Genomic DNA, 21,326 nt, shown 5'->3' with positions numbered 1-21,326 from the left:
TCGTCGTTCAGACCGTCATCTTCGGTCACTTGGACAACCGCTTGTCGCGCGCGGCCAGCAGTTTCAACCGCAGCGCGTTCAGTTGGATGAAGCCCGCGGCGTCTTTCTGATCATAGGCACCCGCGTCTTCTTCGAAGGTCACATGCGCCTCGGAATACAGCGAGTGATCCGACCAGCGGCCCACGGTCGAGGCCAGACCCTTGTACAGCTTCACCCGCACGGTGCCGGTGACGTGTTCCTGGCTCTTGTCGATGGCGGCTTGCAGCATTTCACGTTCAGGCGAGTACCAGAAGCCGTTGTAGATCAGTTCCGCATATTGCGGCATCAACTGATCCTTCAGATGCATCGCGCCCCGGTCCATGGTGATGGATTCGATGCCGCGATGCGCCTCAAGCAGGATGGTGCCGCCGGGTGTTTCATAGATGCCGCGCGACTTCATGCCAACAAAGCGACCTTCAACAAGGTCCAGTCGGCCAATGCCGTGCTTGCCGCCATATTCGTTCAGCTTGGTTAGGATGGTCGCGGGGCTCATCGCCTCGCCATTGATACTGACCGCGTCGCCTTTTTCAAAGCCGATCTCGATGAATTCCGGCTGATCGGGCGCGTCCTCGGGGTGGACGGTGCGCTGATAGACATAGTCGGGCGCCATATCGGCTGGGTCTTCCAGAACCTTTCCTTCGGACGAGGTGTGCAGCAGGTTGGCATCGACCGAGAAGGGGGCCTCGCCGCGCTTGTCCTTGGCGATCGGGATCTGGTTCTGTTCCGCAAATTCCAGCAACTTGGTGCGGCTGGTCAGGTCCCACTCGCGCCAGGGTGCGATCACTTTGATATCGGGGTTCAGCGCATAGGCCGCCAGTTCGAACCGTACCTGGTCATTGCCCTTGCCGGTGGCACCGTGGGCGACCGCATCGGCACCGGTGGCTTCGGCGATTTCGACCAGACGTTTCGAAATCAGGGGGCGCGCGATGGACGTGCCCAGCAGGTACAGACCTTCGTACTGCGCATTGGCGCGGAACATCGGGAAGACGAAGTCGCGCACGAATTCCTCGCGGATATCCTCGATATAGATGTTCTCGGGCTTGATCCCGAGCAGCTCGGCCTTTTTGCGAGCGGGCTCCAGCTCTTCGCCCTGACCCAGATCGGCGGTGAAGGTGACGACCTCACAGCCATATTCGGTCTGCAACCATTTCAGGATGATCGAGGTATCAAGGCCACCGGAATAGGCCAGAACAACTTTCTTGGGCGCGGACATCTGACTTCCCCTTATGCGTAAGACGATTGGCCCCTAGCGGGTTTTCGACGTGGGGGCAAGTTGTGAGGATTGACGCAGTACCTGAATTGAGGTGAAACGGGTGCAGAGAATAACAAGCATTGGTTGAAGGGGCGGTTTTAAATGTTGGGATGGCAAATATTTGTGCATTCGGTGCGGATGGTATTTGGAAACATCAAGCAGGTGCTGCAGATTACGGTTGGCCCTGCCCTGATTGCGACAATCATCATCGTGGGCGTGTTCATGGCGCTTGGTATTCCGCTTGAGGCGCTGGATGAAAACGCAGTCGATCTGCCACCGGGTGTAACCGCAGGTTCAGCCTTTGTTTTTGTGGTCGTTTTGCTGGCGGTAATGTTCGTCACCATGTTCTGGATCGCGGTGTCATGGCACCGCTTCATCCTGATGGAAGAGTACCCCACGGGAATACTTCCGACATTCCGTTTCGACAGGATTCTTGCCTATTTCGGTCGCTTCCTGATGTTGGGGATTTTGATGGTGATCGCGTATATCCCCATGGGTCTGGTCGCTGCTGCATTAGGCGAAGGTTTTGCAGGGCTTTCGATCATTCTGATGATTGCATACTCCGTTTTTCTGGTCGTATGCTTCTATCGCCTGTCAATTATTCTGCCCGCGGCGGCGATAGGAAATCCCATATCGCTCGGTGAGGCATGGAACAACACATCCGGGGTCAGTGGTGCAATCTTGTTGCTGCTCCTCGTTGCATTCCTGTTCCAGGTGTTGGTGCAGCTGGCTTTCGCCGCCTTGGCAATAATACCGGTGCTGGGCGTTTTACTGACCGTGTTCTTCGGCACGCTCATCCTTCCGATGATCAACGTCAGTATCTTTACCACAATGTACGGCGTCTTCATCGAAAAGCGCGAACTGTCCTGAGCGGCGTACACATATGTATTCCTTGCCCTTATCGCGATGATGGGGCAGGGAAACGGGCATGACTGATTTCATGACCCGCGCCCGCGCAGCCGAACAGGCGATGCGCTCTGTGTTTCCGGCGACGCCATTGCAGCGGAATGCCCATCTGTCTGACCGCTACGGCGCCGATATCTGGCTCAAGCGTGAGGACCTCAGCCCGGTGCGGTCTTACAAGATCCGTGGTGCGTTCAATGCCATGCGCAAGCAGCAGGGGCAGGACCTGTTTGTCTGTGCCAGTGCTGGCAACCACGCGCAGGGCGTGGCGTTCATGTGTAAGCATCTGGACGTGCGCGGCGTGATCTTCATGCCGGTAACGACGCCGCAGCAGAAAATTCAAAAGACCCGCATTTTCGGCGGCGACAATATCGAGATCCATCTGACCGGCGACTATTTCGATGATACTCTGGCGGCCGCTCAAGCCTGGTGCACGCAACAGGGCGGATATTTCCTGTCTCCTTTTGACGACGCTGATGTAATCGAAGGCCAGGCCTCACTGGCGGTCGAGATCGAAGAGCAATTGGGCGGTGTGCCGGATCATATCGTTCTGCCGGTTGGCGGCGGTGGCATGTCCTCTGGCGTGGCCACATGGTTCGGGGATCGCAGCCATTGTCTGTTTGTCGAACCGGCCGGAGGTGCCTGTTTGCGCGCTGCTTTGGCTGCGGGGCACCCTGTTTCGCTGGATCATGTGGATACCTTCGTCGATGGCGCTGCGGTCGGCCGAATTGGCGAGAAACCGTTCGAATTGTTGAAATCACGCCATCTGTCGGATGTGCTGGTTCTGTCCGAGGACCGAATCTGCACCACCATGATCGAGATGCTGAATGTCGAAGGCATTGTTCTGGAGCCCGCCGGCGCGCTGGCGATCGAAGCGGTGGGCGATATTCAAAGCTTTGTACGGGGCAAGACCGTGGTCTGCGTGACATCCGGAGGCAATTTCGATTTCGAACGCCTGCCCGAGGTCAAAGAACGCGCCCAACGCTATTCCGGGGTGAAGAAGTATTTCATCCTGCGCCTGCCGCAGCGCCCCGGCGCGTTGAAGGAGTTTCTGGGTATTCTCGGCCCCGAGGACGATATCGCCCGCTTTGAATACATGAAAAAATCGGCGCGCAATTTCGGTTCGGTTCTGATCGGGATTGAAACCCGCAAGCCTGAAAACTTCATGCGTCTGTTCGCGCATCTGGATGAGGCAGGGTTCACCTACACGGATATAACCGAAGACGAAACGCTGGCGCAGTTCGTGATTTAATCCAGATTCTGGCGCAGCTCAGCGTCGAATTTCTGTTTCGAGCTGTCAAATACGGCCAGAATAGCGGGCAGATCGACATCCTCGCCCTGACCCGCGGCCGCCTGCCGTTCGCCGTCCTGACAGAGTTTCGAGAACTGGTCGAATCCAAGACTGAGCGCGCTGCCCTTCAGGAAATGCAGGTTCTGTTCCAGCTCGGACCGGCTTGTATCCTGATGCAGGCGGGCGATGACCTCCTGCACTTCCTCCAGAAAGATGTCGACCACCTCATCAAACTCATCCGGGCCAACCTCGTCCCGCAATTGTCGGACTCTGCCCCAGTGGATCATACTGCGTCACCTGCCGTTGAACATGCGGTTTCAGGAATAGGCAACACCAGTAAAAACCGGGTTAACAGCCAAGCGGGATTGCGGCCTTCGGTCTTCACCGGATGTTAAAACCGTCGCCACTAGGATCGCCCTGTGTGAATGAACGCATCAGGTCAGAGGGTAAATGGTGCCAAGGGCGAGTCTTGAGGAAACCAGATCAGATCTGGATTTCGGCGCGATCCGTAAGGTGCTGGTTGTTGATGACAGCCGTTTGCAGCGGCGCATCCTGGTTGCATCGCTCAGAAAGTGGGGCTTTGAGGTGGTCGAGGCCGATACGGGCGATGCGGCCCTGGCGCATTGTCTGGACGATCCGCCTGATCTTGTTCTCAGCGATTGGGTCATGCCGGGGATGAGCGGGCTTGAGTTCTGCAATGCGTTTCGCGCCCTGGATACCGATCAATATTGTTATTTCATCCTTCTGACTTCCAAAAGTGAAAAGCAGGAGGTTGCGCGCGGACTGGATGCCGGGGCAGACGACTTTCTGATCAAACCCCTGGAGGCGGATGAGTTGCGGGCGCGCATATCCGCAGGCGCGCGCATTCTGGACATGCAGCGCGAGCTTTCACAGAAAAACCGCCTGATCGAATCCGCGCTGGAAGAACTCAGGCTGGCGCATGACGCGATCGACAAGGACCTCATGCAGGCCCGAAAAATCCAGGAATCGCTGGTTCCGGAATTTACGCGGAGCTTTGGAAAATCCCGGGTCAGCCTGTTGTTGAAACCCTGCGGCCATATCGGAGGAGACCTTGTTGGCATGTTCTCGCCCGGGGTCAATCGGCTGGGGTTCTACAGCATAGATGTATCCGGGCATGGCATCACCTCGGCCATGATGACGGCGCGTCTGGGCGGTTATCTTTCCAGCAAGCATTTCGATCAAAATGTCGCAATGGAAAAGAGGTTCAACAAATTCTATGCACTGCTGCCTCCGGAAGACGTCGCAAGCATGCTCAATTCCCGATTGATGGCGGATGAGGGGATCGAGGAATATTTCACGATGGTCTACGCCATTGTGGATCTTCGAAACGGGCATCTCAAGATGGTGCAGGCCGGGCATCCGCATCCGCTTCTGCTGCGGCAGGATGGCAGCACTGAATTTCTGGGTGATGGCGGGTTGCCGATCGGGCTGATCGAAGATGCGAGTTTTCAGCAAATCGAGATTCACATGAAACCCGGCGACAAACTGTTGGTGTATTCGGACGGGTTTACCGAATGTCAGCTTGCCGAAGGCGGTTTGCTAGAGGAAGACGGTTTGCGACAGATGGCCCAGCAGTGCATTTCTGAAAAGGGCGGCTCGGAGTTTCTGGACGACATGTTCTGGCGATTGACCCAGGAGATTTCGCCCAAAGATGGCATTGGGGATGACGTATCCGCCGTTTTCTTTGAATATAACGGGCCTTAAAGCGAACTGAGATGCATTTCCGCAAAGTGCCGGTCACCGTCATTGCCCAGCAATTCAACGGCATCGGCGGCTTCCATCCACAGTGCTTCGTGGAATGCCTCGCTCGGCGGGCCTTTGCGGCGTACGGGACGGGCGCGGTAGATCAGGCAGACCTTTTCGGCCCACAGATCGTATTCGGGCATATAGGTGAACCGACGAAAAGCGCCGATGCGACGCGGGTTGGCAACGTGCCACCCGGTTTCTTCATAGACTTCGCGATGCAAGGCCGAAATCGGTGATTCGCCCGGATCGATGCCTCCACCCGGCAATTGCAGATCCGGGCCCGGTTCGGTCTGACAGGTCAACAGCAATTGGCCGCCACGTGGCAAAAGGGCATATACGCCAACCCTTCGGGTGTATTTCCGCCCCGTCTCGGGGGTTTCACCGAACCGCCTGATCATGTATGGCCCCTTTCAACCCGATCTGTACGACCTATATGGTGCCGGTATGCCAACCCGTGGCGTGTAAGGAAACCCCATGTCTCTTGGAACAAAAATCGCGTGGGACGATACTGTCCTGCCCTTTCAACTTGATGCATCCGACATGCGCGGCCGCGTGGCCCGTCTGGATGGCGTGCTGGAAGGTATCCTGAAACAGCATGACTATCCCGAGCAGGTCGAGGCGCTTGTGGCCGAGATGGCCTTGCTGACCGCGTTGATCGGCCAAACGGTTGCGTTGCGCTGGAAACTGTCGTTGCAGGTACAGTCCAAAGGGGCGGTGCGCATGATCGCAACCGACTATTATGCGCCGCAGAAAGAGGGCCAGCCCGCCCAGATTCGGGCTTATGCCAGTTTTGACCGGGACCGGCTTTCCAATTCCGCACCGTTCGATCAGGTGGGCGAAGGGTATTTTGCCATCATGATCGATCAGGGTGAGGGCACGCAGCCGTATCAGGGCATTACCCCGCTGGCCGGTGGATCACTGAGTGCGTGCGCCGAGGCGTATTTTGCACAATCCGAACAGCTGCCGACGCGGTTTTCGCTGAGCTTCGGCAAATCGACCGAGCCGGGCGTGGGCGAGCATTGGCGTGCAGGCGGCATCATGCTGCAACACATGCCCAAAGCGTCGCCCTTTGCCGCGTCGGGCGAAGGAACCGGTGACATTCTGACCGCTGCCGAACTGGTCGACGGCGAAGAAGGTGAAAACTGGGGTCGCGTCAATATCCTGCTGGATACCGTCGAGGAATTGGAGATGATCGGCCCCTCTGTTGCGCCGACCGACCTTCTGGTTCGCCTGTTTCACGAGGAACAGCCGCGTGTCTATGATGCGCAGTCCGTGCAATTTGGCTGCACCTGTTCCGAGGATCGTGTGCGACAGAGCCTGTCGATCTATTCGGCCAAGGATATCGAAAAGATGACCACGCCCGAGGGCGAAGTCACCGCGGATTGTCAGTTCTGCGGGGCTCATTATGTGTTGGACCCAGCAACTGTCGGGTTCGATGCCGAAGACCCCAAAGGTGCATGACCTGGTTGAAAAGATCCGGGCGGCCCTGCGCCGCCCCGGTCACGGGTCCAGCGACTTTGACCTGAACCCGGATACCGTTCTGCCGCCCGGACGACGGTTGCGACCCGCCGGTGTTCTGGTGGCCATTTCGCTGGCTGATGACACACCGCAGGTCATCCTGACCAAACGCTCATCCGCGTTGAAGCATCACCCGGGCCAGATCGCCTTTCCCGGTGGCAAACAGGACGAAACCGATGCTGATGTTACGGCTGCGGCGCTGCGGGAAGCTGAGGAAGAGATCGGCCTGCCCCCGGAAATGCCCGAGATCCTGGGATTTCTGTCGACGCATGAGACCGTGACCTCGTTCACTGTGACACCGGTTGTCGCAGTTTTGCGGGACAGGTTCCAACCCGTGCCTGAACCCGGCGAAGTGGACGAAGTTTTCTCGACCCCCCTTGCCCATCTTTTGAATCCTGAGAATTATCTGGTCGAGTCGCGCCGATGGCGCGGCCAAAGACGCAGATACTACGCAGTTCCGTACGGCCCCTATTACATCTGGGGCGCGACCGCCCGCATATTGCGCGGGCTTGCTGCACGGGTGAATGAATGATGCTGATTGACGAAGCCTGGATCAGTGAACCAGCGACCCAAAAGGTCTGTTCGGCGCTGACCTCATCCGGGGCTCAGGCGCTTTTCGTGGGTGGATGCGTGCGCAACGCGCTGCTTGGCGCACCAGTGTCGGATATCGACATTGCCACCGATGCAAAGCCCGGGCAGATCGTCGAGCTGGCGCAGGCTGCCGGGCTCAGGGCCATTCCGACCGGCATCGAGCATGGTACGATCACAGTGGTCAGCGCGGGCATCCCGCACGAGGTCACCACCTTCCGCCGTGACGTGGAAACAGATGGCCGCCGCGCGGTCGTGGCTTTTTCCGATCATGTCGAAGAAGACGCGGCGCGACGGGATTTCACCATGAACGCGCTCTATGCCCAACCCGATGGAACCGTGCTGGACCCTCTGGGTGGTCTTCCCGACCTCGAGGCCCGGTTGGTGCGGTTCATCGGAACCGCCGAGAACCGCATTCGCGAAGACTATCTCCGCTCGCTTCGCTACTTCCGTTTTCACGCCTGGTACGGGGATCCGGATGGCGGTTTCGACCCCGATGCCCTGGCCGCCATCGGCGCCAATCTTGACGGGCTGGAGTCATTGTCGCGCGAGCGGATCGGGGCAGAGCTGCTGAAATTGCTGGCGTCACCTGATCCGGCCACTGCCGTTGCGACCATGCGCAGTACCGGTGTTTTGGCCCGTGTGCTGCCGGGGGCGGACGATCGGTCTTTGGCCCCTTTGATCGCGCTGGAACAGGCGGCTGGTGCCGATCCCGATCCGGTGCGTCGTCTGGCAGCCATTGCCTCGCCCGATGATGCCGCGACATTGCGGTTGAGCCGTTCGCAGTTGCAACGCCTGATCAGGATGCGTGAAGAAGCACAGTCCACAACCAGTATTGCTGAACTGGGATACCGCTATGGCGATGAAGGGGGATTGCACGAGACGCTTTTGCGCTGCGCCTTTCTGGAACAACCCTGGTCTGAAGATTTGCGGCGCGATCTGCATGCAGGCGCAGCAGCACGTTTCCCTGTCCAGGCCAGGGATCTGATCCCCAACTTCACCGGCCCGGCGCTGGGCAAGAAGCTGGCCGAGCTGGAAAAACGCTGGATCGCATCCGGTTTTGCGCTGTCACGCGAAGAGTTGCTGGCACATTAGCGCGAAGTCTCAAAAGGGGATGACATCTCGGATCCTTTGTGCTTAGGTGCGCCTGTCACATGGATGGAGGAATGCGAATGTATTACGGGATCTGGTTCGGCTAAAGCCGGGACACCTGCCCCGTAAAGGGTGGTGTTCAGGCGCCATCTTTCTTCGCACGTCTATTTTCCTGCTCAATCGGAGCACTATCCATGTTTCGCTATTTCGAAAACCTTGTTGACCCTTTTGTTGCCTACCGTGAGTCTGACACTCCGCCGACGCGGTTGTGGCCCTTCATGCTGGATTATTCGCGGCCCTTTATTCGGGTATTTTTCTGGGCGGCGCTGGTTTCCATAATCGTCGCGGGTGTTGAAATCGGGCTGATCTACTACATGGGTCGCGTCGTGGATCTGTTGGGCGGCACGCCGGCAGAGGTCTGGCAAAATCACGGAACGGAATTGCTGCTGATGGCAGCCTTTGTGTTGCTGTTGCGTCCGCTTCTGCATTTGGTCGACGTACTTCTGCTGAACAATACGATTTTGCCGAACTTCGGTACGCTGATCCGTTGGCGTGCGCACAAACACGTGTTGCGTCAGTCGGTTGGCTGGTTCGAAAACGACTTTGCCGGGCGGATTGCAAACCGGATCATGCAGACACCTCCGGCGGCGGGTGAAGTGGTCTTTCAGGTTTTTGACGCGATTTCCTTTTCGCTGGCCTATTTGATCGGTGCGGCGATCCTGCTGTATGCGGCGGATCCGCGTTTGTTGATCCCGCTGCTGATCTGGCTCGGATTCTACGCCATGCTGGTGCGCTGGACCGTTCAGCGTGTTGGTCCGGCGTCAAAAGCTGCCTCGGATGCGCGTTCGACGGTCACGGGGCGGGTGGTGGACAGCTATACCAACATCCATTCGGTCAAAATGTTTGCCCATGGCCCGCAAGAGCTGGACTATGCCCGCGAGGCGATCGAGGAAACCCGTCGGACATTTCAGATTGAAATGCGGATTTTCACTATTATGGATGCCGTTCTGGTCACTTTGAACGGTATGCTGATCGTGGGTGTTGTGGGCTGGGCGATTGCCTTGTGGATGCAAGGCAGCGCTTCGGTCGGTGTTGTTGCGGCGGCTACGGCCTTGACCCTGCGCCTGAATGCCATGACCGGATGGATCATGTGGGCCCTGACCAGCTTTTTCCGCCAACTTGGTATCGTGTCCGAGGGGATGGAGACCATTGCCCAGCCCATCGATTTGCTTGATGCACCGACTGCGAAGCCACTGCAACTCAGCAAGGGTGAGATCCAGATCCGCGACCTCTCGCATCACTATGGTCGCGAGGCCGGCGGTTTGGACCATATCGACCTGACCGTCCGGCCCGGCGAAAAGATTGGTTTGATCGGGCGGTCTGGCGCGGGAAAATCGACCCTAGTAAAGCTGCTTTTGCGATTCTACGACGTTGAGCGTGGCGCAATTCTGATTGACGATCAAAACATTGCGGATGTCACGCAGGACAGTCTGCGGAGCCATATCGGCATGGTTCAGCAAGATAGCGCGTTGCTGCACCGGTCGGTGCGCGACAACATCCTCTATGGCCGTCCGGATGCGTCCGAGGCACAGATGATCGCCGCCGCCAAACAGGCCGAAGCACATGAGTTCATCCTCGATTTGCAGGATCCGCAGGGTCGCACCGGGTACGACGCGCATGTCGGTGAACGGGGGGTGAAGCTGTCAGGTGGCCAGCGGCAGCGTGTGACGCTGGCGCGGGTGATCCTGAAGGATGCACCGATCTTGTTGTTGGATGAGGCGACATCCGCCCTAGATTCCGAGGTCGAAGCGTCAATTCAGGAAACTCTCTACGGCATGATGCAAGGAAAAACCGTGATCGCCATTGCCCACAGGCTTAGTACCATCGCGCAGATGGATCGCATTCTGGTGATGGATGCAGGCCGTATCGTCGAGGAAGGCACGCATTCTGATCTTCTGGCGCAAGGTGGCCTTTACGCCCAATTCTGGGCGCGGCAATCTGGTGGCTTCATGAACCCGGAGGCCGCTGAATGAGGATTGCCGACCTCATCTATCCGTTCAGGAACACCGAAACGCCCCCACCGCAGACGTTGGGGGCGTTCATCCGCTGGAGCCTTTCCGGGGCGTGGCCGATGCTGTTTGTTGCGGCGTTCTTCTCGGCCATTGCAGGCGCGATGGAGGCGGTCACGGCATGGATACTGGGCCGCGTGATTGATGTGGCGACCGCCAGCGGACCCGAGAATTTTCTGACCGCTTCTAATATGTGGATGATCCTCGGTGCGGTCGCCTTCTTCATGTTGCTTCGCCCGATCCTGTTTGGCCTGTCATCCTTGTCGAACAATTATATTGTCATGCCAAACATCACACCTTTGGTTCTGGCCAAGTTGAACCGTTGGACCTTGGGTCAGTCAGTGACCTATTTCGACGATGATTTTGCCGGTCGGATCGCGCAAAAGCAGATGCAGACATCGAACGCCATGGCTTCGGTCGTGTCGGAAACGATCAGCGCGATTGTGTTTGCCCTGGCGTCTCTGGTGGGGTCTTTGCTTTTGTTAGGGTCTATTCATCCTTTGGTGATGCTGCCCTTCGCGGCATGGCTGGCTGTGTATTTCATGCTGGTGCGCTGGTATCTGCCGCGCATCCGCAAACGTTCCGCCGCGCGGGCCGGGGCGCGGGCGATGGTGTCCGGGCAGGTGGTCGATACGATCACCAACATCAAAACCGTGAAGCTGTTCGCCCACTCGAAATTCGAAGATCAGGCGGCGCGTGAATCGATGGTGGATCTGCGTGAAAAATCGCTGGATTTCGGCAAGTTGTCGGCGAGTTTCCGGTTCATCCTCATGACACTGGCCGGTGTCCTGCCTGTCTTGCTGCTGGGCGCGACTTTGTGGCTGTGGCAGGGCGGTATGGCGACCGCCGGGGATATCGTGGCTGCCGGGGCGGTTTCGATCCGTATTGCTCAGATGACCGGTTGGGTCAGTTTCACCTTGATGGGGCTGTATGCCAATGTCGGTGAAATCGAAAACGGGATGAAAACGCTGGCCAAGCGTGACCGGGTCGAAGATATGTGCGGGGCGAAGGACCTAGACGTGACCGAAGGGTCGATTTCCTTCGAAGGCGTCAGCTTTGCTTACGGGCGCGATATCGGTGGCGTCACGGACTTGAGCCTGACCGTCAACCCGAGCGAAAAGCTGGGCATCGTCGGTGCATCCGGGGCGGGGAAATCCACGCTCGTCTCACTGTTGCTCAGGCTCTATGATAGGGAAAGTGGCGCCATTCGTATCGACGGCCAGGACGTGTCACAGGTGACGCAGGACAGCCTGCGCCGACAGATAGGTATGGTCACGCAGGAAACGGCGATGTTCAACCGGTCTGCTCGTGAGAACATTCTGTATGGTCGGCCGGACGCCTCAGAGGCCGAGATGATTGAGGCCGCAAAAAAGGCCGAAGCGCATGATTTCATCCTGAGTCTTGAAGATGCTCATGGTCGAAAAGGCTATGATGCTCATCTGGGTGAACGGGGCGTGAAACTCAGCGGCGGGCAGCGACAACGGATCGCTCTGGCGCGCGCCATTCTGAAAGATGCTCCAATTCTGGTTCTCGACGAGGCGACATCGGCGCTGGATTCCGAGGTTGAAGCTTCGATTCAGACCGCGCTGCATCGGGTGATGCAGGGTAAAACGGTGCTGGCCATTGCGCACCGGCTGTCGACACTCAGCGAAATGGACCGGATTGTTGTTTTGGACGAGGGCAGGATCGCCGAAACCGGAACGCATGAGGCGCTGCTGGACCTGGGTGGGCTGTATGCGCGGTTCTGGCACCGCCAGTCGGGCGGGTTCATTCAGGCAGAAGCTGCGGAATAAGGGTTTTTTTGCTGCGAAAGCCCGGCTATCAGGCCTCTCATGACGCAGCAATTCACAATCACAAGGCTTGGCCATCAGGGCGACGGTATTGCCGATGGTCCTGTTTACGCCCCTCGTACCCTTCCCGGCGAGATCGTCAGTGGCACCCTTGTTGGTCAGCAATTGACCGATATCCGGGTCGAGACACCGTCCGAACACCGTGTCAAAGCCCCTTGCCGCCACTACAAAGCGTGTGGTGGCTGCCAGTTGCAGCACGCATCCGATGCATTTGTGGCCGACTGGAAACTGCAAGTCGTCCGCAAGGCGCTGACGGCGCAGGATCTCGAAGCACCCCTGCGCCCGATACACACATCGCCCGAACGGTCACGTCGGCGGGCTACGATTGCCGTAAGGCGCACGAAAAAGGGCACATTGGCGGGGTTTCACGGTCGTGCATCCGGCACGATCACCGAGATACCCGATTGCCGGTTGCTTGACCCGGCCTTGATCGTGGCCATTCCCGTGGCCGAGGCGCTGGCCACCCTGGGCGCAAGCCGCAAGGGCGTTCTGGCTGTCACGCTCACACTGTCCGAAGCTGGTCTGGATGTGGCCGTAACAGGTGGCAAGCCGCTGGACGGCCCCTTGGAACTGGCGTTGGCGCAGGCGACCGAGAAACATGGGCTGGCCCGGCTCAGTTGGGATGATGAGGTTATTGCCATGCGGCATGCGCCGGTTCAGCGCTTTGGAGCAGCCGGAGTCACGCCACCCCCCGGAGCTTTCTTGCAAGCAACAAAGGACGGAGAAAAGGCTCTGTCAAAGGCAGTTTCCGAGGCTACACGGGGTGCGAAACGTATCGCTGACCTGTTTGCAGGCAGCGGAACGTTCTCTTTACCGTTGGCGGAAAGCGCCGAAGTTCACGCGGTTGAAGGCGAGGCCGCCATGATCGAGGCGTTGGATCAGGGCTGGCGCAGGGCACAGGGGCTGAAACGCGTCACGACCGAGGCCCGCGACCTGTTTCGCCGCCCGCTGATGCCGGACGAGCTGAAATCTTTTGACGCCATTGTTCTGGACCCGCCTCGCGCCGGTGCCGAAGCGCAGGTAAACGAGATAGCACAGGCGCAACGCCCGGTGATCACTTATGTCTCGTGCAATCCCGTCACCTTTGCGCGCGATGCAAAAACGCTGGTTAACGCGGGTTACACCCTTGAATGGGTACAGGTCGTTGACCAATTTCGGTGGTCGTCACATACGGAACTCGCTGCGCGGTTTGTTCTGAACGCCGCATCTTGATCTTACTGGGGAAGCTGACACATGGGGTCCAAACAGCGTTTGCTGAATATTATCGAAGCGCCCGTTTTCGGGCGGTTCATAACGGCCGTGATCATTTTCAATGCCATTCTTTTGGGGATGGAGACATCGCCGACCCTGATGGAACTGGCAGGTCCTTTGATCGTGGCGCTGGACAGGCTTTGCCTGGCGATCTTTGTGGCTGAAATTTCCATGAAACTGATTGCCACCGGGCGCAGGTTCTTCACAAATGGCTGGAACATATTCGATTTCCTGATCGTTGGAATTGCCCTGGTTCCCAGCGCCGGGGGTCTGTCGGTGCTGCGCGCCCTGCGAATTCTGCGGGTGTTGCGCGTGATTTCCGTGGCGCCTCGTCTGCGTCGCGTGGTCGAAGGGTTCATCTCGGCCCTTCCGGGCATGGCCAGCGTGTTTCTGCTGATGGCAATTCTGTTCTATATCGGTTCGGTAATCTCGACCAAGCTGTTTTCGGAATCGTTCCCGGATTGGTTCGGCGATCTGGGCCTGTCTGCTTATACGCTGTTCCAGATCATGACGTTGGAAAGCTGGTCGATGGGCATCGTGCGCCCGGTGATGGAGGTCTATCCCTATGCCTGGGTCTTCTTTGTTCCCTTCATCATGGTCACGACCTTTGCGGTGGTGAACCTGTTGGTGGGTCTGATCGTCAATTCGATGCAGGATGCCCATCATGCCGAGGATGAGGTTAAAACCGATGCCTATCGCGATGAGGTTCTGGAACGGCTGGAAAGCATTGAACGTAGACTGGCCGAGCAGTCGAACATCAAAATGTGATTTCAGTTTTTCCAATTTTTGGCATAATGATCGAAAAAAAGCAGAGCAGGCAGTGAAACATGGATCGTCGAGTATTCGGTTTAGGCGCGTTGGCAACGCTGAGCCTTTCGGCTTGTGCCTCTAGCGGCCCAAGATTTCTGACTTACAACGGACCCGAGGTGACCTCTTTGGTGGTCAACAAGGGCACGCGCAAACTTTACTTGTTGCACAACGAAAAGATCCTTAAGGAATATGACGTCGATTTGGGGTTTGCCCCGAATGGAACGAAGAACCAGCGCGGTGACGGTAGAACGCCCGAGGGCACCTATCTGATCGACCGTCGCAACCCCAGAAGCCGGTACCACCTATCGCTGGGCATTTCTTATCCAAACTCGCAGGATGTCGCCAAAGCCAAGGCTGCGGGCGTTGATCCGGGTGGGGATATCTTCATCCACGGTGAACCCAATCTGCGTTCTGAGCGGAGACGCGCAAAAAAGAAGCGGGATTGGACAGCTGGATGCATCGCGGTCAAGAATGACGAAATCGAAGAGATTTACGCGATGGTTAACAAAGGTACGCTGATAACCCTGCGCCCTTAGGCCGTTTTTGGCGCCCAGTCACTGAACCCGAATGCTTCATAGTCGCGCTGATAGGCGTCAACCGCCAGCGCTTCGAGGTTTTTGTCGCAGATCAGCTGCAAAGCGTAGGGTTCATCCGGTGCGCAGGAGCCAGGCTGAGGCGGGTTTGAATGCCCCATGCTGCGCGCCAGATTCGGCAGATCGGTCATCAGATCCTCCTCTCTCAGAATCAGATCCGGCAGAGTGAAGGATGCGATCCCTTCCAACGTCCTGGACTGGCTGCACCACGTGCCGTCCACACGGACCGGTGTCTGCCCGTTGAGGTTGAGGCGCAGAAAGTTCAGAAAGCCCGAAAACGCTTCGCGGTGCTGTTCGACAGAATAATTGTTGTCCCTCACTTGCCCCGGGATCGGCAGCTTGAGCCGGTTGCGAAGATAATTCCGCACCATCTTATAGCTGCTCGGCCCCGTGTTCAGAATATGACTGCAAAACGCCGTATGTGCCCGGGCCAGAGGGTGACGCAGGACGGTAAATTGCCGATGACCGGGATGGCCCTGCTTCCATGACCGGACCTGTTTGCGATTTCGATCCGTGATCAGCTTGTCGGTCTGACATCCGTCCAGATCAGCCAGCCATTGCACGATAAGAGGCTCTATCCCGCCCCGAATGGGCAAATACATCAAAGGAGACCTTGCAGCGGCAACATAAAGCGGTACAGCCGCGCCGCGCTGCGGCTCAAAGCTTGTTGACCGATGCAATCCGAACCGATCCTGATCGCACAGGGCTTGTTTCAGTTCATCAGGATTAGTGACCTTGGACAAAGCCGGCGCCGGGTTTTGCGGTTTCAGGGTATCATCCAGTCGGGTCAGCCGCCCCTCAACCCCCAGCCATGCAGCCAGCCCGTTTATGACCTCCAGCTCGGTCAGGTCGTCATAGTGAATGAAGAACCCGGTTTGGCCTGTCTTTTGCAGGTGCCGTTGCACCATAAGCTGATGGTCTTGCAGCTGGTTCAGGTAATCCGAAAATTCGTCGGCGTCGAAGTCAACCTGCGCGTCGACGCGGCGTTTCACATTCTTCAGCAGCCACTGCTGCGTTTTCTGTGCTATTTTCAGCGACAGGTAGCTGTCCAATGGGTTGCGGGTCAGAATGATCTTGGCACAGCGCGGATCGTTCAGCATGGGTTTCAGGATACGTGGGTCATGGTCTTCGAAATATCGAAAGCCATTGATGTCACCCGGTGCTGATTTGATCGCCTTGAGCAATCGCATGGGGTCCGCATCCCGGTCTTCCAGCGAAAGGCCAAGCAGACGATCGGATTTCAGGCTGCCCGCAAAATGCGGATTGAACGCCTCTCCGTGACAGGTGACCCCTTCCAGCGCGTTCAGGTTGGCCTCAAGCAGGTTCGAACCTGTGCGCATGGCGGCCAGAATCACGAAGTAATCAAAATGGGCTGACATGGGCAATCACTGCACCAGATACGGTTTTCGGTATGGCTTTTCCTGGCGACCGAACACATCGTCCGCCGGGAAATCACCCATCAGATATGGGTGCATTCCCTGATTCTTGAGGTTTTGCAGGAACTTCCCGAATCCGGACAGTTCGACCATGGTTGGCACTTCGGTCAGATGGCTGGTCTGCTGCATGCCGATTTCTTCTAGAATGCCCTGCAAGGCATCCATCGGAGATTCAATGAAGTCGGCCAGCGTCCAACTGCGCATCCGCGCCTTGGTCCAGACCGATGTCAGCACCTCCAGCTGCTTGGTTTCAATTTGTTGCAGGCGCGCCGCCTCACTTCGGATTTCCGAGAAGTTCATATTGGACCGGAACAGTGGGATCGCCCATGCGCCGGTGATGACCGAAATCTGAGCGTTTTTGTCCCGCGCCAGAAACCAGTTGATTTCCTGAGTGTCCCGCGGGCTGAACTGGAAACACTGGCGTTCACCGCGCGTATTCCAGATCAGGTTCGACAAAAAGGCGGTCGGGTTATAGTCCCGCAGCGCCGCACTGTCGCTGAGGGCGCCATTTGTTATGGCTTCTCCTTGCGAAAATTCGGCGCGTTCCGGCCCGAATAGATGCCCGTGGACTCTGGCCCCGGTGGTTGCGGCTAACCAAGGTTCGAAATCCTCGAACAGTTCCGAAAAGCCTTGGAATACGGAATATTGTGACGATGTCAGACCGTTTTCACTGCCATGGCGGGGAAACCGGCTTTGCATATACAGCCCGTCGCGCCCGCGGGTTCGCCGTTCCACCGCTTTGGAAAATACGCGATCGATCTTGCCCGGATTGGGCTCTGCCGGTTTCATCGCCCCGGCCTGATCTGTCAGGAATGCCTGGTACAATCGCTCTGCGCGGGGCCAGATTTTACGGGCGACAAAACAATCCGATCGGCGCAGCAATTGCAGATGATCGTCATAGAAGATGTGCGGGCGGCCCTGGTAATCGAATTTGGACAGCGTCAGGGACCTGCTTTCAATATGCGTGGAATACAAGCGCGCCAGCGTCTGGAAATAGCTTTCATCCGGAATCCAGACATGACGGAAATACTTGTCATACAGCTTGCGCCTGGGGTCTTGAAGGATTGCCGACAGCGTTTGGCGGGTCAGGCACCACCACTGGCTTCCCATATGCGGAACCAGTCCGTCGGGGATTTTCCTGCGAAAGCCCATCAGACGCTGAAGTTTTACATATGCGTCGAATAGTTTGCGATGCTTGCGCCACGAAAACGGAAACCGCAGGGTGAACCGTTCATGATCCAGCCCGCCGATGGTCCAGCTGACATCGGATGTCGTCGCGCTTTCGATGAAATCGACACGCGGCCGGTCTGACAGGTAATCGATCAGTTCCTGAACCGGTCGCAAGGGCAGGCAGGCCCCCGAGGCAAGAAATACATGCCGAACTTCGGGGAAACGCTCCAGCATCAACTCGGACGCGCTTTGCGAGGCGGCAACGATACCCCAGCCACCCCAATCGCAGCGATGTCGGTCAGAAAACACGATCGATGGATTGTTCGAACAGGACGCAACAAACCGGGAAAAAACAGTGTCTGGCACCTTGCGATCCACATGGATGACCACCGGGCACCCTGCTGCTGTCCAGTGGCGTGCGACCTGCTCGGCGCGGTCCAGCGAAGTATGAACCAACATGACAATACCCAGACCGCTCATGCCCAGTTTCCTTTCGACATGAGGCCCAGGATCTCAAGCTGTCGCCAGTTGATGTAGGCCTCGGACCATTCGCACCAGAAAACAGGCTTGTCCTCAAGCCGGGTTGCATATGCCTTGTATTCGCCCGAGCCCCGGTAATGCTGGCCACGCAGCAATTCCTCGCGGGCTTTTTCCCCAAGAGTATTGATCAACTTGGCATGAAGCAGTGACCCGCTGGCCTTTTCGCCGCCCCATTCGTCGTAAACCTGGTTAAGCCCGCGCGGCAAAAGCGAATGGGTCGAGCTGACATAAACATAGCGCCGGTTCCATTTTACCAGCGGAATCTTGTTCAGCGCCGGTGCTTTGGAGGGGTTGTCCTGAAAGAACACGCGCGCCCGTGGACCCCCTTGAATCCAAAGGTTCTTGTACTCGGGGTTCTTGGTGATCATGTAATTCCCGGGATCGAACCAGCGCGCGATTTCGAACGGGTTCTGACCTTCGGCATAGGGGTCGGCGTCCACCGGACCTTCGGGGTACATGTCGATCAGCATCGTGCCAAAACTGCGCACGGCACTGCCATCCAGCCAGTCCGTCAAGGCTCGGATTGGACGGGTGTCGCAGAACGGATAGATGAAGAATTCGTCCGGATCGACGCTCAGCACCCAGTGATCGTGCGCGTATTTGCGCAGCAGATAGTTCGACCAGTCCAGACCATAGCTTGCCCGTTTGTAGCTGGTCGTCGTCCGCCAGACCGAAACGTCAGCCTGTTCTTTCAAAAATTCAAAACTGCCATCATCGCTGTTGTTGTCGACAAACAGAAAATGGTTGATACCCAGTTTGCGATAATATTCAAGAAAGAAGGGCAGGCGAATTTTCTCGTTCCGCACAACGCTCATCAGCAGGATATCATCACGCCGTATGGCCTGTGTGTTGTTGCTGACTGGCTTGAGCTCGCGGCGTCGTCTGAGGCAGCGCAGAATACGGCGCTTGCGCCGCAATCTCATTTTGTAGGACTCAAACAGGCTCACGTGACTGCCCAACCTTTTTATAACGCGAGCTTTCCCCGAACCAGCCGTGACAGTTGGCACGACATGGCATTACCGGTTTATGCCATCTTTGCATCTTCTGACGCAACGTCTTTAAAACCCGCAAACTGTAAACGTGCGGTTGATGCCCTTGTTTTCGTTTTCAATCCCAGCCTCCGCCGTTCATCAGACCCAACTGTTCCAGCTGGCTCCACCCGGTGTAGCGCACCGATTGTGGGGTCCACATGTCCGGCTGGTTGATTATCCCATCGTAGTATGGCCCGAATTGGTCCGGATCATGAAAATGTTGGCGTCGCTGCTTTTCGGTATTGGATTTCTCGATAACGTCCGGCAGGAACTTCGTGTGCAGCAACACGCCCGACGGGGTATCGCCGCCCGGGCCATCATAGGTTTCGTTCAGGCGGCGCGGCAGGGCAGAATGGCATGAGTTCACATAGGCATAGCGCCGCGACCAGCGCATCAGCGGGATCTTGTTCAGCGTGGGTGATCTTTGCCGGGTTTGCGTAAAGAAAATACGTTCCCGCGCGCCACCCTGCACCCACATATTGCCCATCGGGCTTTGCCGCTGCGCGCGATACGGTCCTGCATCGAACCAGCACAGCAGATTTGTGGGGTCGGTGTCCGGGTCATAAGCCGCATCACCCAAGGGGCCCTTGGGATAGAGGTCCAGCATCAGCGTCCCGAACCCGATCTTCCCGTGCAGGTCCAGCCAGGTTGTCAGGTCATGCAGGGACCGGGTGTCGCAGTGGGCATAGACCAGCAGTTCATCCGCATCCACCATCAGGCACCAGTGGCGGTGGCCATAGCGCATCTGCAACCAGGTCAGCCAGTCCAGGCCAAACCGCGATCCACGATAGCTGGAATGGGTTCTCCACACCGAGACATCCGGTTGATCTTGCAGATACTCGGATGATCCATCGTCGCTGCCGTTGTCGACGATCAGAAAATGATCGACGCCCAAGGCGCGATAGTGACGAAAGAACCAGGGCAGGCGGATGATTTCATTGCGCAAGGTGACAAAGGCCAATATGTCACCCCGCTGGATTCGGGATGTCTGATCCTTCTGGCGGGTCAACTGATGTCGGCTGCGCAGCGACCTCCAGAGCAGCCGCCGGCGTTTCCAGCGCAACCTGTACTTCCGTGCCCATCCGATCCGGGGAAGTGTCAAAGCAGAGCTGGATGTCACCGGGTCCTCATTTTTCGTAGTGGCCGTTCTGGTGCCAGCGCCAGGCGTCTGCGATCATCGTCTCTAACGTAGATCTTTTTGGCTTCCATCCCAGTTCATTTTCAGCCCGCACAGAACCAGATACCAGCTTGGTGCAATCTCCTGCCCGACGAGGGCCCACTGTATACGGCACGGGACGGTTGGTGACGGACCTGGATTGCTCGATCACCTCAAGAACGGAAAACCCGGACCCGGTGCCCAGATTGAAGACACGGCTGCCTTTGCCCTGTTCCAGCCAGCCCAGCCCCAGAATATGCGCATCTACCAGATCGCAAACATGTACATAATCGCGGATACAGGTGCCGTCGGGCGTATCATAATCTGTGCCAAAGACGGTCAGACCGTCCCGCTTGCCGTCAATCGCGTCCAACATCAGCGGGATCAGATGGGTTTCGGGGCGGTGAAACTCGCCCACGTCTCCTTCGGGGTCTGCACCTGCAACGTTGAAATACCGGAAGATGACATGGCGCAGCCCATGAGCCGCCTCGAAATCCTTGAGGATATCTTCGATCGCGCGTTTTGATGCCCCGTAGGCGTTCAGAGGATACTGCGCCGTGGATTCATCAAGAACCACATTGTCGTGCTCGCCATACGTTGCACATGTGGACGAAAATACGAAATCCAGACAGCCGGCCTCGACGGCTGCTTCAATCAGAGTCAGCGAGCCCGTGACATTGTTCGACCAATACACGCCGGGCTGGCGCATGGCATCGCCAACCTGGCTGAGCGCCGCGAAATGCATCACCGCATCTGGCTTGTGTTTCGCGAACACCTCATCCAGGCGGTCCCGGTCCAAAAGGTCGCCCTGTTCAAAAGGGCCAAATTGCACCGCATCCTGCCAACCCGTGATCAGGTTGTCGTAGGTCACAGGAAGGTAACCTGCCTGCGCAAGCGCCTTGCAGGCATGTGAGCCGATATACCCGGCACCACCGGTGACAAGAATTGTCTTCATGGCATATCCATTGGG

At 57.4% G+C, this 21,326-nt stretch carries 19 protein-coding genes; 11 read left to right on the top strand and 8 right to left on the bottom strand.

Annotated features, from left to right (window positions below; translation table 11 throughout):
• Window positions 1–25: 25 nt before the first annotated feature.
• The gene (locus I9184_RS11215; RefSeq protein WP_152459598.1) at window positions 26–1,252 is read right to left on the bottom strand and encodes an argininosuccinate synthase; all 1,227 of its coding nucleotides are present in this window, start codon (window positions 1,250–1,252) and stop codon (window positions 26–28) included.
• Between the two features lie 141 nt (window positions 1,253–1,393).
• Between I9184_RS11215 and I9184_RS11210 the strand changes: the two genes are divergently transcribed.
• On the top strand, window positions 1,394–2,161 hold the full coding sequence (locus I9184_RS11210) for a hypothetical protein (RefSeq protein WP_171724014.1): 768 nt from the start codon (window positions 1,394–1,396) through the stop codon (window positions 2,159–2,161).
• Between the two features lie 58 nt (window positions 2,162–2,219).
• Window positions 2,220–3,446 carry a threonine ammonia-lyase IlvA gene (gene ilvA, locus I9184_RS11205; RefSeq protein WP_171724015.1) on the top strand — a complete coding sequence of 409 codons (1,227 nt, stop codon included), beginning with the start codon at window positions 2,220–2,222 and terminating at the stop codon, window positions 3,444–3,446.
• Here ilvA and I9184_RS11200 read toward each other — a convergent pair.
• Entirely contained in the window at window positions 3,443–3,772 is a 330-nt protein-coding gene (locus I9184_RS11200) for an Hpt domain-containing protein (protein ID WP_209834371.1), read from the bottom strand. The two genes, ilvA and I9184_RS11200, sit on opposite strands and share 4 nt — an antisense overlap.
• A gap of 163 nt (window positions 3,773–3,935) precedes the next feature.
• Between I9184_RS11200 and I9184_RS11195 the strand changes: the two genes are divergently transcribed.
• The gene (locus I9184_RS11195; protein ID WP_171635382.1) at window positions 3,936–5,210 is read left to right on the top strand and encodes a SpoIIE family protein phosphatase; all 1,275 of its coding nucleotides are present in this window, start codon (window positions 3,936–3,938) and stop codon (window positions 5,208–5,210) included.
• Here I9184_RS11195 and I9184_RS11190 read toward each other — a convergent pair.
• Window positions 5,207–5,650: an NUDIX hydrolase gene (locus I9184_RS11190; protein WP_152459593.1), complete on the bottom strand. Its 444-nt coding sequence runs from the start codon at window positions 5,648–5,650 to the stop codon at window positions 5,207–5,209. The two genes, I9184_RS11195 and I9184_RS11190, sit on opposite strands and share 4 nt — an antisense overlap.
• Window positions 5,651–5,726: 76 nt before the next feature.
• Here I9184_RS11190 and I9184_RS11185 point away from each other — a divergent pair, with 76 nt between their 5' ends.
• The 8 genes from I9184_RS11185 (at window position 5,727) to I9184_RS11150 (ending at window position 14,966) form a co-directional block, all read left to right on the top strand.
• Window positions 5,727–6,713, top strand: coding sequence for an Hsp33 family molecular chaperone HslO (locus I9184_RS11185; protein ID WP_209834369.1), 987 nt, complete (start codon window positions 5,727–5,729; stop codon window positions 6,711–6,713).
• Window positions 6,706–7,302, top strand: coding sequence for a CoA pyrophosphatase (locus I9184_RS11180; RefSeq protein WP_348539526.1), 597 nt, complete (start codon window positions 6,706–6,708; stop codon window positions 7,300–7,302). Before I9184_RS11185 ends, I9184_RS11180 begins: the two co-directional genes overlap by 8 nt.
• Window positions 7,299–8,453, top strand: coding sequence for a CCA tRNA nucleotidyltransferase (locus I9184_RS11175; protein ID WP_209834364.1), 1,155 nt, complete (start codon window positions 7,299–7,301; stop codon window positions 8,451–8,453). The genes I9184_RS11180 and I9184_RS11175 overlap by 4 nt, the downstream gene beginning before the upstream one ends.
• Before the next feature lie 191 nt (window positions 8,454–8,644).
• Window positions 8,645–10,483, top strand: coding sequence for an ABC transporter ATP-binding protein (locus tag I9184_RS11170; RefSeq protein WP_209834362.1), 1,839 nt, complete (start codon window positions 8,645–8,647; stop codon window positions 10,481–10,483).
• Entirely contained in the window at window positions 10,480–12,312 is a 1,833-nt protein-coding gene (locus tag I9184_RS11165; protein WP_209834360.1) for an ABC transporter ATP-binding protein, read from the top strand. Before I9184_RS11170 ends, I9184_RS11165 begins: the two co-directional genes overlap by 4 nt.
• 39 nt (window positions 12,313–12,351) lie before the next feature.
• Window positions 12,352–13,581: a class I SAM-dependent RNA methyltransferase gene (locus I9184_RS11160; protein WP_209834358.1), complete on the top strand. Its 1,230-nt coding sequence runs from the start codon at window positions 12,352–12,354 to the stop codon at window positions 13,579–13,581.
• A 21-nt stretch (window positions 13,582–13,602) separates the two neighbouring features.
• The gene (locus I9184_RS11155) at window positions 13,603–14,388 is read left to right on the top strand and encodes an ion transporter (RefSeq protein ID WP_171635393.1); all 786 of its coding nucleotides are present in this window, start codon (window positions 13,603–13,605) and stop codon (window positions 14,386–14,388) included.
• Between the two features lie 59 nt (window positions 14,389–14,447).
• Window positions 14,448–14,966 carry a L,D-transpeptidase family protein gene (locus I9184_RS11150; RefSeq protein ID WP_171230125.1) on the top strand — a complete coding sequence of 173 codons (519 nt, stop codon included), beginning with the start codon at window positions 14,448–14,450 and terminating at the stop codon, window positions 14,964–14,966.
• Here the strand turns inward: I9184_RS11150 and I9184_RS11145 are convergent.
• The 5 genes from I9184_RS11145 to galE all read right to left on the bottom strand — a co-directional run bounded on the left by I9184_RS11145 (window position 14,963) and on the right by galE (window position 21,311).
• On the bottom strand, window positions 14,963–16,402 hold the full coding sequence (locus I9184_RS11145; protein WP_209834356.1) for a nodulation protein NodH: 1,440 nt from the start codon (window positions 16,400–16,402) through the stop codon (window positions 14,963–14,965). The two genes, I9184_RS11150 and I9184_RS11145, sit on opposite strands and share 4 nt — an antisense overlap.
• Before the next feature lie 6 nt (window positions 16,403–16,408).
• Window positions 16,409–18,109: a beta-1,6-N-acetylglucosaminyltransferase gene (locus I9184_RS11140; RefSeq protein WP_209834354.1), complete on the bottom strand. Its 1,701-nt coding sequence runs from the start codon at window positions 18,107–18,109 to the stop codon at window positions 16,409–16,411.
• A complete protein-coding gene (locus I9184_RS11135) occupies window positions 18,106–19,092 on the bottom strand; it encodes a glycosyltransferase family 2 protein (protein WP_209834477.1) in 987 nt (328 codons plus the stop codon). The genes I9184_RS11140 and I9184_RS11135 overlap by 4 nt, the downstream gene beginning before the upstream one ends.
• A gap of 184 nt (window positions 19,093–19,276) precedes the next feature.
• On the bottom strand, window positions 19,277–20,320 hold the full coding sequence (locus I9184_RS11130) for a glycosyltransferase family 2 protein (RefSeq protein WP_209834352.1): 1,044 nt from the start codon (window positions 20,318–20,320) through the stop codon (window positions 19,277–19,279).
• Between the two features lie 7 nt (window positions 20,321–20,327).
• Complete coding sequence (gene galE / locus I9184_RS11125) at window positions 20,328–21,311, bottom strand: UDP-glucose 4-epimerase GalE (protein WP_171724023.1); 984 nt, start codon at window positions 21,309–21,311, stop codon at window positions 20,328–20,330.
• Window positions 21,312–21,326: the final 15 nt, after the last annotated feature.

Origin of the sequence: Ruegeria sp. HKCCE3926 (genome assembly GCF_017872515.1) — a bacterium.
Classification (GTDB): Bacteria; Pseudomonadota; Alphaproteobacteria; order Rhodobacterales; family Rhodobacteraceae; genus Ruegeria.
Note: the sequence above shows the minus strand (reverse complement) of the source record. Positions and strands in the feature narration are given on the sequence as shown.

What these genes read in the sequence shown, in the direction of transcription:
- I9184_RS11215 (WP_152459598.1), bottom strand. Translation starts at nt 1,252, where the DNA reads ATGTCCGCGCCCAAGAAAGTTGTTCTGGCCTATTCCGGTGGCCTTGAT.
- I9184_RS11210 (WP_171724014.1), top strand. Translation starts at nt 1,394, where the DNA reads ATGTTGGGATGGCAAATATTTGTGCATTCGGTGCGGATGGTATTTGGA.
- ilvA (WP_171724015.1), top strand. Translation starts at nt 2,220, where the DNA reads ATGACTGATTTCATGACCCGCGCCCGCGCAGCCGAACAGGCGATGCGC.
- I9184_RS11200 (WP_209834371.1), bottom strand. Translation starts at nt 3,772, where the DNA reads ATGATCCACTGGGGCAGAGTCCGACAATTGCGGGACGAGGTTGGCCCG.
- I9184_RS11195 (WP_171635382.1), top strand. Translation starts at nt 3,936, where the DNA reads ATGGTGCCAAGGGCGAGTCTTGAGGAAACCAGATCAGATCTGGATTTC.
- I9184_RS11190 (WP_152459593.1), bottom strand. Translation starts at nt 5,650, where the DNA reads ATGATCAGGCGGTTCGGTGAAACCCCCGAGACGGGGCGGAAATACACC.
- I9184_RS11185 (WP_209834369.1), top strand. Translation starts at nt 5,727, where the DNA reads ATGTCTCTTGGAACAAAAATCGCGTGGGACGATACTGTCCTGCCCTTT.
- I9184_RS11175 (WP_209834364.1), top strand. Translation starts at nt 7,299, where the DNA reads ATGATGCTGATTGACGAAGCCTGGATCAGTGAACCAGCGACCCAAAAG.
- I9184_RS11170 (WP_209834362.1), top strand. Translation starts at nt 8,645, where the DNA reads ATGTTTCGCTATTTCGAAAACCTTGTTGACCCTTTTGTTGCCTACCGT.
- I9184_RS11165 (WP_209834360.1), top strand. Translation starts at nt 10,480, where the DNA reads ATGAGGATTGCCGACCTCATCTATCCGTTCAGGAACACCGAAACGCCC.
- I9184_RS11160 (WP_209834358.1), top strand. Translation starts at nt 12,352, where the DNA reads ATGACGCAGCAATTCACAATCACAAGGCTTGGCCATCAGGGCGACGGT.
- I9184_RS11155 (WP_171635393.1), top strand. Translation starts at nt 13,603, where the DNA reads ATGGGGTCCAAACAGCGTTTGCTGAATATTATCGAAGCGCCCGTTTTC.
- I9184_RS11150 (WP_171230125.1), top strand. Translation starts at nt 14,448, where the DNA reads ATGGATCGTCGAGTATTCGGTTTAGGCGCGTTGGCAACGCTGAGCCTT.
- I9184_RS11145 (WP_209834356.1), bottom strand. Translation starts at nt 16,402, where the DNA reads ATGTCAGCCCATTTTGATTACTTCGTGATTCTGGCCGCCATGCGCACA.
- I9184_RS11140 (WP_209834354.1), bottom strand. Translation starts at nt 18,109, where the DNA reads ATGAGCGGTCTGGGTATTGTCATGTTGGTTCATACTTCGCTGGACCGC.
- I9184_RS11135 (WP_209834477.1), bottom strand. Translation starts at nt 19,092, where the DNA reads ATGAGATTGCGGCGCAAGCGCCGTATTCTGCGCTGCCTCAGACGACGC.
- galE (WP_171724023.1), bottom strand. Translation starts at nt 21,311, where the DNA reads ATGAAGACAATTCTTGTCACCGGTGGTGCCGGGTATATCGGCTCACAT.